Below are 15388 nucleotides of genomic sequence, written 5' to 3'. Positions count from 1 at the left end.
TGTAATGAAGATGTGATATTTTGCAAATGTGGGGTGAAAATGATGCTAGAAAAACGAATACCAATTGCTGTTAGCGATGCAGTGGCACATGTGATGAAATATGCAAGATATGGAGAAACAGGGCGAGTACCGCTTACAGAAAGTTATGGACGAATTCTTGGGGAAGACGTAGTAGCGGATCATGATGTTCCTCATTTCGATCGCTCTCCGTACGATGGTTTTTCGATACGTGCAGAAGATACAAAAAAAGCAAGTCAGGAGCAGCCAGTTGAATTTGAAGTCGTTGGAGAAATTGGTGCTGGTTTTGTTTTTACAGAAGAAGTGAAGGCATTTCAAGCGGTGCGGATTATGACAGGTGCAGCGATTCCAACAGGTTGTGACGCGGTTGTCATGCTAGAGCTTACAGAAGGCTTCCAAAAAAACGGGAAGACATATATGAAACTGAAGCGTCCGTTTCAATCAGGCGATAATATTTCATTTAAAGGTGAAGATGTAAAGCAACATGATGTACTTGTGGAAAAGGGAACAGTGATTAATCCAGGAGTGGCAGCGCTTCTTGCAACGTTTGGTTATAGTGAAGTAGCTGTCGCAAAGCGTCCTGTTATTGGAATTGTAACTACGGGAAGTGAATTGCTAGAGGTGCATGAACCGCTTGAACCAGGAAAAATTCGTAACAGTAACTCTTATATGATTGCTGCGCAAATTATGCGAGCGGGCGGCACGGTTCGGTATTATGGACAATTTGCAGATGACTTCGATACTTGCTATGAAATGGTAAAAAAGACAATGGAAGAAGTCGATGTTCTCATTACAACAGGCGGTGTGTCAGTTGGAGATTATGATTACTTACCGGCTATTTACGAAAAGCTTGGAGCGCATGTACTGTTCAATAAAGTAGCGATGCGGCCAGGAAGTGTAACGACGGTAGCAGAAGTAAACGGAAAATTATTATTTGGATTATCAGGTAATCCGTCTGCTTGCTATGTTGGATTTGAATTGTTTGTACGTCCTATTGTTCAGACATTTCTACATCGGAAGCAGCCTCATATGTACCGCGGTGATGCCATTTTAACGAAGGGGTTTCCGAAAGCGAATCCATTTACACGTTTTGTTAGAGGGAAAGTAGAAATAGTAAACGGACAACTGCAAGCAGTGCCAGTTGGGCTTGATAAATCAAGTGCTGTGTCTTCACTTGCCGATGCGAATGCTTTTATCGTCTTACCAGGTGGTACGCGCGGTTTTGAAGCAGGTATGACTGTTACTGTCCTTTTATTAGAAGCAGAGCAAGGAAGTGAGTGGCCATGGAAAGAGCCGTTCCAGTCTTACAAGTCGTAGGGTATCAAAATAGCGGAAAAACGACATTGGCAGAGAAGCTGATTAGAGCTTTAACGAATGAGGGCGTGCGAGTAGGGACAATTAAGCATCATGGGCACGGAGGATATCCAGAGTTGCCGCTGCAAAAAGATAGCGAGCGTCATCGCGAAGCGGGAGCAATTGTCAGTGCAGTGGAAGGTGACGGATTATTGTCTTTATCTGCTACGAGCCACTGGTCTTTAGAAAAAATCATTCGTTTGTATACATGTTTTGAAGCAGAAGTTGTTATTGTTGAAGGATATAAAAAAGAACAATACCCGAAAGTAGTTTTACTTAGGTCAGATGAAGATGCCTCTTTATTAGAAAGTGTAGAAAATGTGATCGCTGTCATTACATGGAATGAGGCTCCGGAAACATGGCACGAGAACTATAAAGTTTTTCGTATAACAGAAGAGGCAGAGTATATAAAGTGGCTCGTACAAAGAATGAGGGATGCAAAATGACAAATACGTATTTTGAAGTAGTGGATACACCAATTTCCATTGAAGAAGTGACAAAGAAAGTGATTCGCCGTGAATGCGGTGCTGTGACGACATTCACTGGTACAGTGCGCGAGTTTACGAAAGGACGCCGTACACTTTACTTAGAATATGCTGCATATCATTCGATGGCTGAAAAGATGCTTGCCAAAATTGGTGAGGAAACGAAAGAAAAATGGTCAGGAACACATGTGGCAATTACGCACCGCATCGGCACACTGCAAATTTCTGATATTGCCGTAGTTGTTGCTGTATCGACGCCGCACCGAAAAGCGGCATACGAGGCAAATGAGTACATTATGGAGCGTATTAAACAAATTGTTCCAATTTGGAAGAAAGAGTTTTGGGAAGACGGTGAGAAATGGATTGGCGATCAATTAGAGAAAACATCGTATCCAAAAGGGGAACCAGGAAAGGAGAATGCGGAATGATTACAGTATTATTATTTTCTCATTTACAAGAAGAAGCTGGAACACATCAATTACAAATTGATGTACAAAATCTTGCCGTATCAGAATTAAAGGAACTTGTGACGAAAGACTACAATGTATCCCTTTCACAGCACACAATGGTAGCAATTAATGAAGAATATGCGAATGAAGATGATATCATTCAAGATGGTGATGTTGTCGCATTGATTCCACCGGTAAGTGGAGGCTGATTCTTTCCTGCCTAATCACGCTCTATCGTGATTAGGCAGGAGGGAAGCAATAGAAATTGTGAAATATTGAACAAAATTGGAGGAGAGACTGATGAAAAATCCGAATTTTCAGTTAAGATTACAAACTTCAAATCTTGTAATGGGCTTTATGGTATGGGTTATTTTATCTTCTTTAATGCCATTTATTAAAGCAGACATTGCGTTAACAGCAGGACAGATTTCTCTTGTCACAGCAGTACCAGTTATTTTAGGATCTATTCTTCGCATTCCAATTGGTTACTGGACAAATCGTTTCGGAGCAAGAAAATTATTCTTTATTAGTTTTATTATTCTATTATTCCCTGTTTTCTATATTAGTAAAGCAACATCGATGCTAGATTTAATTATTGGCGGTTTATTTGCCGGAGTTGGCGGTGCGGTATTCTCTGTTGGGGTAACAGCTCTTCCAAAATATTATCCGAAAGAAAAGCATGGTTTTGTAAACGGAATTTATGGAGTAGGAAATGCAGGAACAGCGGTTACATCGTTTCTTGCACCAGTACTTGCAACTTCATTTGGGTGGAGAACGACTGTACAAATGTACTTAATTTTACTTGCTGCATTTGCACTGCTCAATTTCCTGTTAGGGGATCGTAACGAGAAAAAGGTGAACACACCATTAATGGAACAAATTAAAGGTGTATATAAAAATGAAAAACTTTGGTTCTTATGTATTTTCTATTTCTTAACGTTTGGTTCATTCGTTGCATTTACAGTATATTTACCGAACTTTCTTGTATCTCACTTTGGCTTAGCTAAAGTAGATGCTGGATTACGCACAGCTGGTTTTATCGTGCTAGCAACAATCATGCGTCCAATTGGGGGTTGGCTTGGTGACAAATTTAATCCATTTAAAATTTTAATCTTTGTGTTTATTGGATTAACGTTATCAGGCATTATTTTATCCTTTATGCCAAGCATGCACGTATATACATTTGGCTGTTTATTAGTTGCATTTTGCGCTGGTATTGGAAATGGAACGATCTTTAAACTTGTACCAATGTATTTCTCGAAACAAGCTGGTATCGTAAACGGTCTTGTATCGGCACTTGGGGGACTTGGCGGTTTCTTCCCGCCATTAATCTTAACGATATTATTCCAATTTACAGGCCACTATGCAATTGGATTTATGGCATTATCAGAAGTAGCACTTGCTTGTTTAATTATTACAGTGTGGATGTATAGTCAAGAAAAGTTACTTGCAATGCTAAATCATAGATAAAGAGTAAAAGAGGGTGTCTCCTAAGTCGCGATTTTGGAGACACCTTTTTAAATTTTTTAGGAGAGATTGTTCATGGAAAGCTCTCACCAATCAGGCTCTCCTTTCCCAAAAGCAGCAAGATAAATGAGAGAGGAATTATCTCGATAGTATAAGCATACTAGTTTATAGAGTTTAACTTTATGTATAAGGGGAATGAAGAGAATGAATAGAGTGGGCAAGGTAGGAAAAGATGATTTTGTTTCTGGATTTGTACCACATCATAACCATGGGTCAGTGGATTATACATCTGTTGAGGATGGGCATGTACATCAATGTTTAGATGTAACATCCCCGCCTATTAAGACACAAGAGGGTGGGCATATACATTATACAGAAGGATATGTCTTGTTCGAAGATGGACATACACACTATTACAAGGCGTACTCAGGACCAGCAATTCCAGTTGGAAATGGGATGCATGTTCATTATTACGACTTTTATACGACGCAAGACGATGGACATAAACATCGCATTAAGGGCGTAGATCAGCCTGCCCCGGGTGATAAATAAAGTTAATACGAAAACCCCTCTTGCTGTTAAATAGTAGTTTTTTTGTCTTGTGTTTGTTTTTAATAATTAAAACGCAAGCGCCTAATAGCAGCTTCAGAACAGAAGAAATCACTTTGGAGTCGTCTGTTTGGTAAATAAATTAGAATTATTATTTATGTTGTGATGAATAGAAAAAAATAAGATTATTTTTATAGCCAGACTGACCTTTTATTGATGGTATTTTTATATATATCTATTCATAAGAATAGAACTAGCCTAGTATTTACTGGAGGGATTGAAAATGAATAGGATACATCCTGATACGGGTGTTACATCTGTAATGTTTGTTGAACGATCATTAAATGAAATTCGTTTTTGGTCTAGAATTATGAAAGAGCATTCTTTATTTCTGCGATTGGGGTTTAGATGTGAGGATACTCAACTAATCCAAGAGGCTAATCAATTTTACCGATTGTTTGAACATATCGAACAAATTGCACATTCCTATACAAATCAAACAGATCCTGAGCAAATAAAAAGATTTAATTCAGAAGTACAACAAGCTGCAACTAATATTTTCGCATTTAAACGAAAAATTCTAGGATTAATTCTCACATGTAAATTGCCAGGGCAAAATAATTTTCCACTGTTAGTTGATCATACAAGTAGGGAAGCTAATTATTTTAGAAATCGTTTAATTGAATTAAATGAAGGTAAATTGGATGCTCTTCCTGATGCTATTATTAAAGAAAATGTTTTCTTTTTAAGGATTATGGCAGACCATGCTAAATTTATTGGTCATCTTCTTGATCCATCGGAAAGAAAGCTTGTAGATATGGCTCGGAATTTCAGCAATGATTTTGATCAATTGATGTATCAAGCAATTGACTTAGAATCTATGAAACCACAATCTCAAACAGTTCCTCTTTTAGATCAATTCCTGGATCAAAATCGTGTGTCAGTCACAGCTCTTCGGGATTTTAAGAAAACGGCACGTGATTTAATTGAGCAATGTAAAATAAAGAGTATCATTCACCCACTATTAGCAGACCATGTTTTCCGTGAAGCTGATAGATTCCTTGAAATAATTGATATGTTTGATGCTCATCTTACAAGCGTTAAATCACAATCTAAGCAATAATAGAGGAGATCTCGGACTTCTATCTTAAAATTATGAGATATCATCATATTGCTATCAATCTAAGAGAATTAAATACCAAAAAAAGAGCTTATATTACTATAAGCTCTTTTTTTATCCCGCTATTCGCGAGCAGTAAGATCCCCCACTTATGGAAGTTTTACTTTATGAAATTTCAAATCATCGATGTTAGCTTGATGGGGTATGAATATATGGGATATTATGTATTTTTATATTGGGGTGGATTTGAAATATAGATTAATCATTTATAAAAAAGTTGTACTGCTTAACCCCTCGGAATATTTTTGTCTAAAAAGATGTTGTGTAGCTTTTAAAATAAGGATTAGGAATTTATAGCAAGGTTCGATGGGATAGGGAGGAGTTACGGAATGAATAAGAGTTTAAAAGAAAGACTTGTGTATTTATTTACAGGGGAACTCTTCGCAGTGATTACCTTTATTTTTCTGTACTTTTTTTATCCTTTAAACCCTAACGGTAGTTATGCTCTAATATATGTATTCTTTATATTAAATTTCGTCTTACTACAAGGGAGTTTTTACTGGTTTGTAAAGTGGAAACGATTAAAAACAAAAAGACCTCTACTTCCTAATTTTTACAAGTTACTTAGCATACTAAAAAAAATAAATTTTATACTCATATGTATAGCACCTATCATATTTCTTATTGATATAACTATGATGGAACGGATGTCATTTCCTGTATTTTTACTAACATTATTCATTTATGCATTTGCTATAATTGAGTATATTAACTACTTTCATATTCAATTAACAAATTACAAAAAAGGAAGGGGAAAAAAGGCTTCAATTGCTAAAGAAATTAACAGAATTACAAGTAAAGGTTGATCTAACTTTTTTATAAAAATTCCATCTGTATTCAAAACTGTAGAAGCCATTTTGTTCGATCTTTTTTTTATGTATTCTTTTTGTTTGCTGTCTAATAATAATTAGTTTCGCCCTTTTTATCAAACTTTTTTACAAAACTACAGGTGCTGTTATTTGCATTGTAACAATACTTATCGTTTCAATACATAGAAAGAGGAGAGTTCCGTGAAAATAAGATATATGGTTCAATTCGGGATAGCTCTTATATTCTTCATTGTTTCAACTATTCTCAGTTGGTACGAAGGAAGTAATTTAATCGAGGATTCATTTGATTGGAAATATTCCGCTAAGTTTACCAATCATTTCAAAGGGCCGGTTTCGGATTCCCACGACATTATGCAAATCGATTTTTTTATATATGCAGCTAAATTTTACCCTATACCAGTTATCATTATGGTTGCTAGTTTTGGATATATGGTGCTGTTAAGTGTGTATATTATTTTGAAAAGAAGGCTGTTTTCTTAAAGATTGATTTATACTCCTATTTTCGTACCTCGTTCTAACTCTAATGGGGGATTTTAAGAAGCATATCGCTATTTTATAGTAGGAGATGTAAGTGCTCTTGAATTCATAGAGGGAGGAATTCATATGAAAAAATGGGTTCAGTTTAGAATAGCAAGACCAACAGACAAACTTGAAGAAGTAATTAAGTTTTACGAAGAAGGATTGGGGTTAAAACGCATAGGCGAGTTTCACAATCATGAAGACTATGATGGGGTAATGTTTGGATTACCTGGTGTAGAATATCATTTAGAATTTACAAGGCATATAAATGGAAGTCCATGTCCTGCTCCAACAAAAGATAACTTATATCCCCTTAAATTTCATTCATAAAATAAAAAATCCTTAATACAATAAACCAAATCCGTTCTTTTTCGAAAGGAGGGGTGGGAGATGAGCCGCACAATTAAAATTGATATAACAGACAAGGTAGTGGCGAAATTCAAGACAGATTATTTGGAATTATACTCTAATAAATTTATGATTGGTAAATTTTATGTCTATACTGAAGAGAAGCAGTATGTATTAGAAGATGGTTATTTGTATGAAGATGGTAAGTTTTATCGCATCATTGATACGCGCCGAGATAATAGTTCAGCCGTAGAAGGTTGTGACTTAGGATGGTGTTAATGTGATTCGAGTGAAGATATTTGATGAAAGTCATGAAAAGGATTTAGAAGAGGCTATCAATGTCTTTTTAAAGAAGATGGATGAAGAGCAAATTGTAGATATTAAATACCAAGTGTCGGTTTCAAATAATGATGAAGAGAGTCAAATTTATTGTTTTTCAGCGATGGTTGTATATCGGTCTTAAATAAAAACAACGAAAAAGGATGACGAGAAGTCGTCCTTTTTCGTTGTTTTTTAAATTTATCGGCGCTTTTTCCAATATATCGACCACTGGACACGATATAAAGACCGTTCGACAACACACGACAGGAATAGGTTCTGAAAATAAAGTGAAACTTCCATCAGTGGGGGTCTTACTGCCCGTTAATGGGGGATAAACAAAAAAGGCTAGCGTTTCGCTAGCCTTTCTAATATAAATTTTTACTTATTTGCAGCCTTTTGCTGGGGGGCTGCTGCACCCTCTTGGTTTTGTTTTAAGAAGAACCATGCAATAAGTAAACTGATTACAGCTAATATAAACGTGCCGCTAAAGATAATATGAACACTAGAAGCCAAGACTTCTTGCGATCCTGTAGCAGTACTTCCGTGTTCCGAAGTTACTAAGTTTACATTTCCCTCACCTGCACTGTGAATCATTGTATTGAAGATCGTTCCAAATACAGCTGATCCTAGCGTTTGGCTGAATGTATTAATAAATGTATTTAAACCGACCGCTGTTCCACGTTTAGTTGCAGGGACAGAAGCTTGAATTGTGACCATATAGATTGGTGTCACAAGTCCCATTCCTAAACCGAACATACCCATTGCGATGTAAATGAGAGCTGGATGCGAGTGAGTAGACAATGTGAACAACAGGAATGTAGAAACGGATAAAATGCTGCCGCCAAGTAAAATAATTTGTTTTGTTTGTAACCGGCCAACTAAGTTACCAGATAGCATGGCCCCAACTGTCCAAAGGACTGGAATTGGCATAAGAATCAAACCAGCTTCTGTTGCATTTTTTCCTAATACGCCTTGGGTCCAAATTGGGAGGTACATCGTAATACTAATAATCATACCACCAGCAATTAACGTTAATGCGTTAACAATAGATACAGCCCGATTTGAGAAAAGATCTAATGGAATTAGTGGTTCTGGTGATTTTTTTTCTACGAGTAAGAAAATGATAAATGCGACAATCGCAAATAGCAGCAGGCCAATAATTGTGATATCTCCCCAATTTTGATGCTGACTTCCTGTTAATAGTGCATAAAGTAAAGCAATTGTACTAAGTGAGAAAATAACAGCACCTGGATAATCGATATGATGTTTTGCTGGCGTGATGGATTCTTTATAAGAAATGGCGATCATCGCACAAGCAATGATTCCAAATGGAATGTTTATGAAAAAGATATAACGCCAAGATAGTGAATCTACTAAAAAACCGCCAACTAACGGTCCAATAACACCGGATACACCCCAAACAGCACTCATCCATCCTTGTGCTTTTGCTCTATCTTTTGCCTCGCTGTATAAGTCGCCAATAATTGTCATTGTAATTGGCATGACAGCTCCTGCACCTAACCCTTGCAGAGCACGGAAAAGAATTAATTGTTCCATTGTCGTTGCAAGGCCACATAATGTAGAGCCGATTAAAAAGATGGTTGCACCAATTAATAGTACTTTTTTACGCCCAAATAAGTCTGCTAGCTTTCCGTAGATCGGAGTTGATACAGCGGTTGCTAACATATAAATCGCATATACCCAGCTTACAAGTTCTACGCCTGACAGTTCGCTTGTAATGCGAGGCACTGCTGTGCTAACAATCGTTCCTTCAACAGCGGAGAGAAACGTCATTAACATTAAAGATATCATTACTTTTTTTCTCATCTGTTTTCCCCTTTGTTTCTTTATACTGATATATCGGTGATTTTATACTATCCGACATTTTTTACTATTACATGGTAGCATTTTGCCCCGCAGTCATTCCAGCAATTCGGCCTGTAACAAGTGCAGAAGTAATATTATATCCGCCTGTATAGCCGTGAATATCAAGAACTTCGCCGCAGAAATATAAGCCGTTCATGAGTTTTGATGACATTTCTTTCGGATTAATTTCTTTGACAGACACACCGCCGCCTGTTACAAATGCTTTTTCAAGAGACTGCGTTCCATTTACGGTAAAGGAAAATCCTTTGAAGTCTGCAGCAAGAGCCCGGATTTTTTCATGAGAAATTTGTCCGCATTGCTGACTGCCGTCAATTTCATTTTTTTCTAATAGGAATAAGAAATAACGTTCAGGTACATAGCCTTTCAGTACATTTTTTAATCCCTTTTTCGGCTCTTCTTTTATTTGCTTCATCATGCGCTGGAAGAGTTGTTCACTATGTTCATCTGGCAAGGCATCAATGCTCATTGTTACTATGTTTGTTTTGAACTTTTTCATTGTTTTCACAACAAACTGACTGCAGCGAAGGGCAGCGGGACCAGAAACGCCAAAATGAGTAAAGAGCATGTCCATTTTATGAGAGATAACAGCTTTTCCTTTTGGATTTAATACGCTTAGTTCTACATCGCGAAGTGCTAAGCCTTGTAATGTACGGTCACGAATAAATGGTTCATTAGAAAGGATCGGTACCTCAGTTGGAAATAGTTCTGTAATTGTATGCCCTGCTTTTTCAGCCCAAGCATAGCCATCACCAGTTGAGCCGGTATGCGGTACAGATTTACCGCCAACAGCGATTACAACATGACTTGTTTCAAGAACTTCTCCGTTTTGCAGAATAACCGCTTTTGTTTGCCCATTTTCATACTCTACTGTTTTAACAGGAAGATTGGTACGAATCGTAACGCGCAGTTCTTTTAAGCGTGTTAACAAAGCATCGACTACTGACTGTGCTTTATTGGATACTGGGAACATGCGGCCGTGATCTTCCTCTTTTAATTTCACACCAAGATTTTCGAAAAACTGAATAATATCTTCGTTATTAAAAATAGAAAAGGCGCTATATAAGAAACGACCATTTCCAGGAATATGTTTTACAATTTCATCAAGCGGGAGACGGTTTGTCACGTTGCAGCGTCCGCCGCCAGAAATCGCAAGCTTTCTTCCTAATTTATCGCCTTTATCAAGAAGTAAAACGCGTGCACCTTCTTCCGCAGCTCCGATTGCTGCCATTAATCCAGAAGGGCCTCCTCCGATGACAATTACATCATAATGCATATAAATCGACCTCATTTTCTTATTTTGCTGCATTCAAGAATATCACGTTTTTGTAGAAAAGAAAAATGAGGGAAGGTACTGTTTACATGAGAAATTGTGGTACAATACAAAAGTTGAGTTCAGCGTTTTGAATAATGGAGGAGGATTTTTATGTCCGATTCAAAATTTTTACGCGGAACGCTTATTGTGACGCTTGGGACATTTTTAGTAAAGTTCCTCGGTATGATTTATGTCTTTCCGTTTCATGCGTTAGTTGGCACAGAAGGCGGGACGCTGTATACATATGGATATATTCCATATACAATCTTTTTAAGTATCGCAACGGCAGGAGTGCCGCTTGCAGTTTCAAAGTTTGTTTCGAAGTATAATGCGCTTGGAGATTATAAAACGAGCCGAAGAATGTTTCGCTCAGGTATGATCATGATGATCGTGAGTGGAATTCTTTCCTTTTTAGTATTGTATATGTCAGCGCCATTATTTGCTGAGGCAATGCTAGGGAAACAGAGTTTACATAGCAGCTTAGAAGATGTAACAATGATTATTCGCCTGGTCAGCTTTGCGCTTATTGTTGTACCAGCAGCGAGTTTAATTCGCGGCTACTTCCAAGGTCACCAATCAATGGGGCCTACAACAGTGTCGCAAATTATTGAACAAATTATTCGTATCGTATTTTTACTTGCAGGTAGTTTTATCGTAATAAAAGTATTGAAGGGTTCTGTCGCAACAGCAGTTGGTGTGGCGACATTTGCAGCGTTTGTTTCCGCAGTTGGAGCGCTAGCTGTGCTCATTTGGTATTGGATGAAGAGAAAGCATCATTTAAATCAATACATCATCAATCAAACTGTACCAGAATCAACAGTTCGTACATTGGACCTATTTAAAGAGCTGTTTGCTTATGCGATTCCTTATGTTGTAGTTGGATTAACGATTCCGCTTTATCAGCAAATTGACGCGCTAACATTTAACTCGATTATGCAAGCAATTGGACAAGGCGATATTGCAGAGCGTGCTCTTGGTATTTTTACGATGTGGACACATAAGTTAATTATGATTCCAGTATCGCTTGCAACGGCGTTCAGTTTAACGCTTGTACCAGCGATTACAAAGTCGTTTACAGAAGGGCAGTTCCGTTATTTAAACCAGCAAATTACACAAACGTTTCAAGTAAATATGTTTTTAACATTGCCAGCTGTAATTGGAATTTCAGCTTTAGCTTATCCAATTTATACAGCATTTTACGAAGCTGATCCACTTGGCGGAAAAGTATTAATGTGGTATGCACCAGTCGCATTATTATTTGCACTATTTACAGTAACAGCAGCCATTTTACAAGGGATAAATCAACAAAAGTATGCAATCATTGCACTTGGAATGGGGATTATTTTAAAATTCTTATGTAACGTGCTATTCATTCGTTATTTTGGAACAATTGGTGCGGTCGTAGCAACAGGTGTAGGGTTCTTCGCATCCATTTGGTATACAAATAAACAAATTCGAAAACATGCCCATTTTTCATTTGAACTTGTATATAAACGAACGTTCCAAATTGCAATGTTAACAGCAGCGATGGTGATTGTTGTAAAGCTATTATTATGGATCCTTTCCTTTATGCTTCCATATGAGACAAGCCGTTTTGCAGCATTGGTTACAGTAGGCATTTGCGCAATGGGAGGAGCGGCTGTATACGGCTATTTGGCACTTCGTACAGGCGTAATGGAACGAGTACTTGGCGGTGAATTTTTAGAGAAGATTCAGCGTAAACTTGGTAGTAGATTGAAAATTAAAGTGAAAACTAAAGGGGCGTAATCGTACGCCTCTCTTTTTCTGAGTATAAAAAGAAGGTGTGAAACGATGAGATTAGATAAATTATTAGCAAATATGGGCTATGGTAGCCGCAAAGAAGTGAAGAAGCTATTAAAAGACGGCATCGTAAAAATAGATGGCGTACCGGTGAAAGATGCAAAATATCATGTGAATGTGGAAGAACAAGAGGTTATGATTCACGGAGAAGTAGTGGAGTATAAAGAATTTGTGTATTTAATGATGCATAAACCTCAAGGCGTCATTTCTGCAACAGAAGATGATAATCATGAAACGGTTGTTGACTTATTAGAACTAGAAGATGCTATTTTTGATCCATTTCCAGTAGGAAGACTTGATATTGATACAGAAGGTTTTCTTTTATTAACGAATGACGGAAAGCTAGCGCATCAATTACTTTCTCCGAAAAAGCACGTGCCGAAAAAATATTTTGCGAGAGTAGCTGGGAAAGTTACAGAAGAGGATATTGCTGCGTTCAAAAAAGGTGTTATTTTAGATGACGGATATGAAACGAAGCCAGGTGAGCTTACGATTTTACAAAGCGATGATGTGTCTGAAATTGAACTTGTCATTACAGAAGGTAAGTTTCATCAAGTAAAGCGCATGTTTGAAGCAGTTGGAAAAAAGGTTGTGTATTTAAAACGTACAGAGATGGGGCCTTTAGTATTAGATGAGGAATTAGAACTTGGGCAATATCGTGAGTTAACAGATGAAGAAGTAGAAATGCTGAAGTCATATCATTCTCAAACAGAGGGTTTAGATAATTAATATATTACCCTGAGACCGATTCCGAAAACAAAAAAGAATCCCCTTTCTCTGTATAGAAAGGGGATATATATTGTAAATCAAGTTAAATTTGTCACGAGGTCATTCTCACTTTCTTTCCTGTTGTTGTCCACTTGCCGCGGCAAGGGCTATACACGAGTTCATTAAATTGCAACACATTCAGATCGCGCTGTATCGTTCGCGGTGTGATCCCGAACTCATCTACAAGGTCTTGCGTCGTTACGGTGCCTTTCTCATTAATGTACATATAGATAGATTTAATGCGTGTTAGCATACGAGTAGTTGTAGGTTTTATCAAAAAACCACTCCTCTACAAGTTTTTTGACCCATTCAGGAAAGAAGGTCTTTACTTCCATTGTACTCCATATGAAAAAAATCATGCTCTAACTTGCTCAAATTTTACAAAATTTTAACATGTAATAGAGTTTGTAGAAAGAAAGTTGTTGACATTTTGTTTCTCTTTATCAACTATCTTACTAAATTTCTACGGAAAACGTCAAATTCCTGCAAAAAATTTTGAGAAAAATAAGAAAAAACCAATTTTAATTATCTGAAATATTTAAATTGTTCGGTATTAATCCTTTCCTTGCTAGCATAATAAGAAATCGTTTGCTATGATGAAAGAGAGAATAGAGAAGAAGGTGAAGGTATGACAAACATAAATTGGATGCAAGAAGTAGAGAAACGAAAAGATACTCTTATTCACGATGTACAGCAATTTTTACAAATTAAAAGTGTATGGGAAGAAGAGACGGCAAAAGAAGGCGCACCATTTGGAGAGGGTGTAGCAAAGGCCTTATCTTTCATGCTAGATAAGGGAGAAGCTGACGGATTTCTTTCTAAAAATTTAGAAGGATACGCAGGTCATTTAGAGATGGGACAAGGAGAAGAACTTCTTGGTATTTTATGTCATGTTGATGTTGTACCAGAAGGAGACGGCTGGACAACTCCTGCATATAGTGCGGATATTCGCGATGGTAAAATTTTTGCACGCGGTGCAATTGATGATAAAGGGCCAACAATGGCAGCTTACTATGCAATGAAAATTGTAAAAGAATTAGGATTGCCGCTTTCTAAACGTGTTCGAATGATTTTAGGAACAGATGAAGAAAGTAATTGGAAATGCGTGGATCATTACTTCAAACATGAAGAAATGCCAACGATGGGATTTGCACCGGATGCAGATTTCCCGATTATTAATGCTGAAAAAGGGATTTGCGATTTATATGTTGTTCAAAATAAAAAAGAACACGCAGCAGGAGAGAATGTATTAGTATCATTTTCATCTGGACGTCGTTTAAATATGGTTCCTGATTTTGCAGAAGCTGTTGTAACGAGCGAAAAAGCAGCAGAACTTGCAAGTCAGTATGAACAATATGTAGAAGAAGCAAAGAAAAACGGAAAAGCAATTGTGGAAGGAAATACAGTTAAATTGCAAGTAAAAGGCATTTCTGCACACGGCTCTACGCCTGAACAAGGAGAAAATGCAGGATTAACACTTGTGAACTTCTTAACGACAATCTCTTTAGATGAGCAAGGCGCAGCATTTGCTAGCCTAGCGGCAGAAACATTCACAAATGATACGCTTGGGAAAAAAGCTGGCATTGCTTATGCAGATGAGATTACCGGACCATTAACAGTAAACGTTGGTCTTCTTTCTTATACGAAAGAAGAGGGCGGTAAACTGGGATTAAATATTCGTTATCCAGTTACAACAAACTTAGAAGGAACGCTGCAAACATTAACGAATTATGTGGGTGCACAGGACTTTGCTATAACAATTGTGTCAGACTCTCGTCCGCATCACGTAGATAAAAATCATGTGTTAATTCGTACACTTCAGCGTGTATACGAAGAGCAAACAGGCGAAAAAGCAGAGTTATTAGCAATCGGCGGCGGTACATATGCACGTTCATTGGAAGCTGGTGTTGCGTTTGGTCCTCTATTCCCAGGAAAAGAAGAATTAGCGCATCAAAAAGATGAGTATATTGAAATTGAGGATTTATTAAAAGCGACAGCTATCTATGCGCATGCTATTTATGAATTAGCGAAATAGTAGCAGCAATACATGAACCGCTCTCTACAAGGAGAGCGGCTTCTTT

At 37.5% G+C, this 15388-nt stretch carries 17 protein-coding genes and 1 pseudogene; 15 read left to right on the top strand and 3 right to left on the bottom strand.

Annotated elements, in window-relative coordinates:
- The first annotated feature begins 42 nt into the window (after window positions 1-42).
- The 12 genes and pseudogenes from NKR74_RS20185 (at window position 43) to NKR74_RS20130 (ending at window position 7661) form a co-directional block, all read left to right on the top strand.
- Window positions 43-1335 (top strand): molybdopterin molybdotransferase MoeA, encoded by a 1293-nt coding sequence (locus NKR74_RS20185; RefSeq protein ID WP_253630630.1) that lies wholly within the window; start codon window positions 43-45, stop codon window positions 1333-1335.
- The gene (gene mobB, locus NKR74_RS20180) at window positions 1302-1817 is read left to right on the top strand and encodes a molybdopterin-guanine dinucleotide biosynthesis protein B (protein WP_253630629.1); all 516 of its coding nucleotides are present in this window, start codon (window positions 1302-1304) and stop codon (window positions 1815-1817) included. The genes NKR74_RS20185 and mobB overlap by 34 nt, the downstream gene beginning before the upstream one ends.
- On the top strand, window positions 1814-2284 hold the full coding sequence (locus tag NKR74_RS20175; RefSeq protein ID WP_253630628.1) for a molybdenum cofactor biosynthesis protein MoaE: 471 nt from the start codon (window positions 1814-1816) through the stop codon (window positions 2282-2284). Before mobB ends, NKR74_RS20175 begins: the two co-directional genes overlap by 4 nt.
- Window positions 2281-2514, top strand: a complete 234-nt coding sequence (gene moaD, locus NKR74_RS20170) for a molybdopterin converting factor subunit 1 (protein WP_098306709.1) — start codon at window positions 2281-2283, stop codon at window positions 2512-2514. Before NKR74_RS20175 ends, moaD begins: the two co-directional genes overlap by 4 nt.
- Before the next feature lie 91 nt (window positions 2515-2605).
- Window positions 2606-3775, top strand: a complete 1170-nt coding sequence (locus NKR74_RS20165; RefSeq protein WP_253630627.1) for a nitrate/nitrite transporter — start codon at window positions 2606-2608, stop codon at window positions 3773-3775.
- A gap of 210 nt (window positions 3776-3985) precedes the next feature.
- Complete coding sequence (locus NKR74_RS20160; RefSeq protein ID WP_253631188.1) at window positions 3986-4324, top strand: YmaF family protein; 339 nt, start codon at window positions 3986-3988, stop codon at window positions 4322-4324.
- 280 nt (window positions 4325-4604) lie between these two features.
- On the top strand, window positions 4605-5444 hold the full coding sequence (locus tag NKR74_RS20155) for a DUF2935 domain-containing protein (RefSeq protein ID WP_253630626.1): 840 nt from the start codon (window positions 4605-4607) through the stop codon (window positions 5442-5444).
- A gap of 386 nt (window positions 5445-5830) precedes the next feature.
- The gene (locus NKR74_RS20150; protein WP_253630625.1) at window positions 5831-6307 is read left to right on the top strand and encodes a general stress protein; all 477 of its coding nucleotides are present in this window, start codon (window positions 5831-5833) and stop codon (window positions 6305-6307) included.
- A 219-nt stretch (window positions 6308-6526) separates the two neighbouring features.
- Window positions 6527-6811, top strand: coding sequence for a YjdJ family protein (locus tag NKR74_RS20145; RefSeq protein WP_253631187.1), 285 nt, complete (start codon window positions 6527-6529; stop codon window positions 6809-6811).
- Window positions 6812-6934: 123 nt separating this feature from the next.
- Window positions 6935-7156, top strand: a pseudogene (locus NKR74_RS20140) (VOC family protein); the annotation flags it as partial.
- An 84-nt stretch (window positions 7157-7240) separates the two neighbouring features.
- Window positions 7241-7477 carry a DUF2553 family protein gene (locus NKR74_RS20135; protein WP_098306719.1) on the top strand — a complete coding sequence of 79 codons (237 nt, stop codon included), beginning with the start codon at window positions 7241-7243 and terminating at the stop codon, window positions 7475-7477.
- A 1-nt stretch (window position 7478) separates the two neighbouring features.
- Window positions 7479-7661, top strand: a complete 183-nt coding sequence (locus NKR74_RS20130; RefSeq protein WP_020060291.1) for a sporulation protein Cse60 — start codon at window positions 7479-7481, stop codon at window positions 7659-7661.
- Window positions 7662-7897: 236 nt separating this feature from the next.
- On the opposite strand, the gene NKR74_RS20125 is transcribed toward NKR74_RS20130, so the two are convergent.
- Window positions 7898-9346: an MDR family MFS transporter gene (locus NKR74_RS20125; protein ID WP_253630624.1), complete on the bottom strand. Its 1449-nt coding sequence runs from the start codon at window positions 9344-9346 to the stop codon at window positions 7898-7900.
- Between the two features lie 67 nt (window positions 9347-9413).
- Window positions 9414-10679, bottom strand: coding sequence for a BaiN/RdsA family NAD(P)/FAD-dependent oxidoreductase (locus NKR74_RS20120; protein WP_253630623.1), 1266 nt, complete (start codon window positions 10677-10679; stop codon window positions 9414-9416).
- Window positions 10680-10829: 150 nt separating this feature from the next.
- On the opposite strand from NKR74_RS20120, the gene NKR74_RS20115 reads away from it, so the two are divergent.
- Both NKR74_RS20115 and NKR74_RS20110 read left to right on the top strand, forming a co-directional pair.
- Window positions 10830-12485: a putative polysaccharide biosynthesis protein gene (locus NKR74_RS20115; protein WP_253630622.1), complete on the top strand. Its 1656-nt coding sequence runs from the start codon at window positions 10830-10832 to the stop codon at window positions 12483-12485.
- Between the two features lie 45 nt (window positions 12486-12530).
- A complete protein-coding gene (locus tag NKR74_RS20110; protein ID WP_098306727.1) occupies window positions 12531-13268 on the top strand; it encodes a pseudouridine synthase in 738 nt (245 codons plus the stop codon).
- Window positions 13269-13359: 91 nt separating this feature from the next.
- On the opposite strand, the gene NKR74_RS20105 is transcribed toward NKR74_RS20110, so the two are convergent.
- Window positions 13360-13581, bottom strand: a complete 222-nt coding sequence (locus tag NKR74_RS20105) for a DeoR family transcriptional regulator (RefSeq protein ID WP_035436379.1) — start codon at window positions 13579-13581, stop codon at window positions 13360-13362.
- Between the two features lie 354 nt (window positions 13582-13935).
- Between NKR74_RS20105 and pepV the strand changes: the two genes are divergently transcribed.
- Window positions 13936-15342 (top strand): dipeptidase PepV, encoded by a 1407-nt coding sequence (gene pepV / locus NKR74_RS20100; protein WP_098306728.1) that lies wholly within the window; start codon window positions 13936-13938, stop codon window positions 15340-15342.
- Window positions 15343-15388: the final 46 nt, after the last annotated feature.

Source organism: Bacillus sp. 3103sda1, assembly GCF_024159135.1.
Classification (GTDB): domain Bacteria; phylum Bacillota; class Bacilli; order Bacillales; family Bacillaceae_G; genus Bacillus_A; species Bacillus_A rhizoplanae.
Note: the sequence above shows the minus strand (reverse complement) of the source record. Positions and strands in the feature narration are given on the sequence as shown.

Coding starts and splice junctions, on each gene's coding strand:
- NKR74_RS20115 (WP_253630622.1), top strand. CDS start 10,830: ATGTCCGATTCAAAATTTTTACGCGGAACGCTTATTGTGACGCTTGGG.
- NKR74_RS20135 (WP_098306719.1), top strand. CDS start 7,241: ATGAGCCGCACAATTAAAATTGATATAACAGACAAGGTAGTGGCGAAA.
- NKR74_RS20145 (WP_253631187.1), top strand. CDS start 6,527: ATGGTTCAATTCGGGATAGCTCTTATATTCTTCATTGTTTCAACTATT.
- NKR74_RS20185 (WP_253630630.1), top strand. CDS start 43: ATGCTAGAAAAACGAATACCAATTGCTGTTAGCGATGCAGTGGCACAT.
- NKR74_RS20175 (WP_253630628.1), top strand. CDS start 1,814: ATGACAAATACGTATTTTGAAGTAGTGGATACACCAATTTCCATTGAA.
- NKR74_RS20165 (WP_253630627.1), top strand. CDS start 2,606: ATGAAAAATCCGAATTTTCAGTTAAGATTACAAACTTCAAATCTTGTA.
- mobB (WP_253630629.1), top strand. CDS start 1,302: ATGGAAAGAGCCGTTCCAGTCTTACAAGTCGTAGGGTATCAAAATAGC.
- NKR74_RS20150 (WP_253630625.1), top strand. CDS start 5,831: ATGAATAAGAGTTTAAAAGAAAGACTTGTGTATTTATTTACAGGGGAA.
- NKR74_RS20155 (WP_253630626.1), top strand. CDS start 4,605: ATGAATAGGATACATCCTGATACGGGTGTTACATCTGTAATGTTTGTT.
- NKR74_RS20110 (WP_098306727.1), top strand. CDS start 12,531: ATGAGATTAGATAAATTATTAGCAAATATGGGCTATGGTAGCCGCAAA.
- moaD (WP_098306709.1), top strand. CDS start 2,281: ATGATTACAGTATTATTATTTTCTCATTTACAAGAAGAAGCTGGAACA.
- NKR74_RS20120 (WP_253630623.1), bottom strand. CDS start 10,679: ATGCATTATGATGTAATTGTCATCGGAGGAGGCCCTTCTGGATTAATG.
- NKR74_RS20125 (WP_253630624.1), bottom strand. CDS start 9,346: ATGAGAAAAAAAGTAATGATATCTTTAATGTTAATGACGTTTCTCTCC.
- pepV (WP_098306728.1), top strand. CDS start 13,936: ATGACAAACATAAATTGGATGCAAGAAGTAGAGAAACGAAAAGATACT.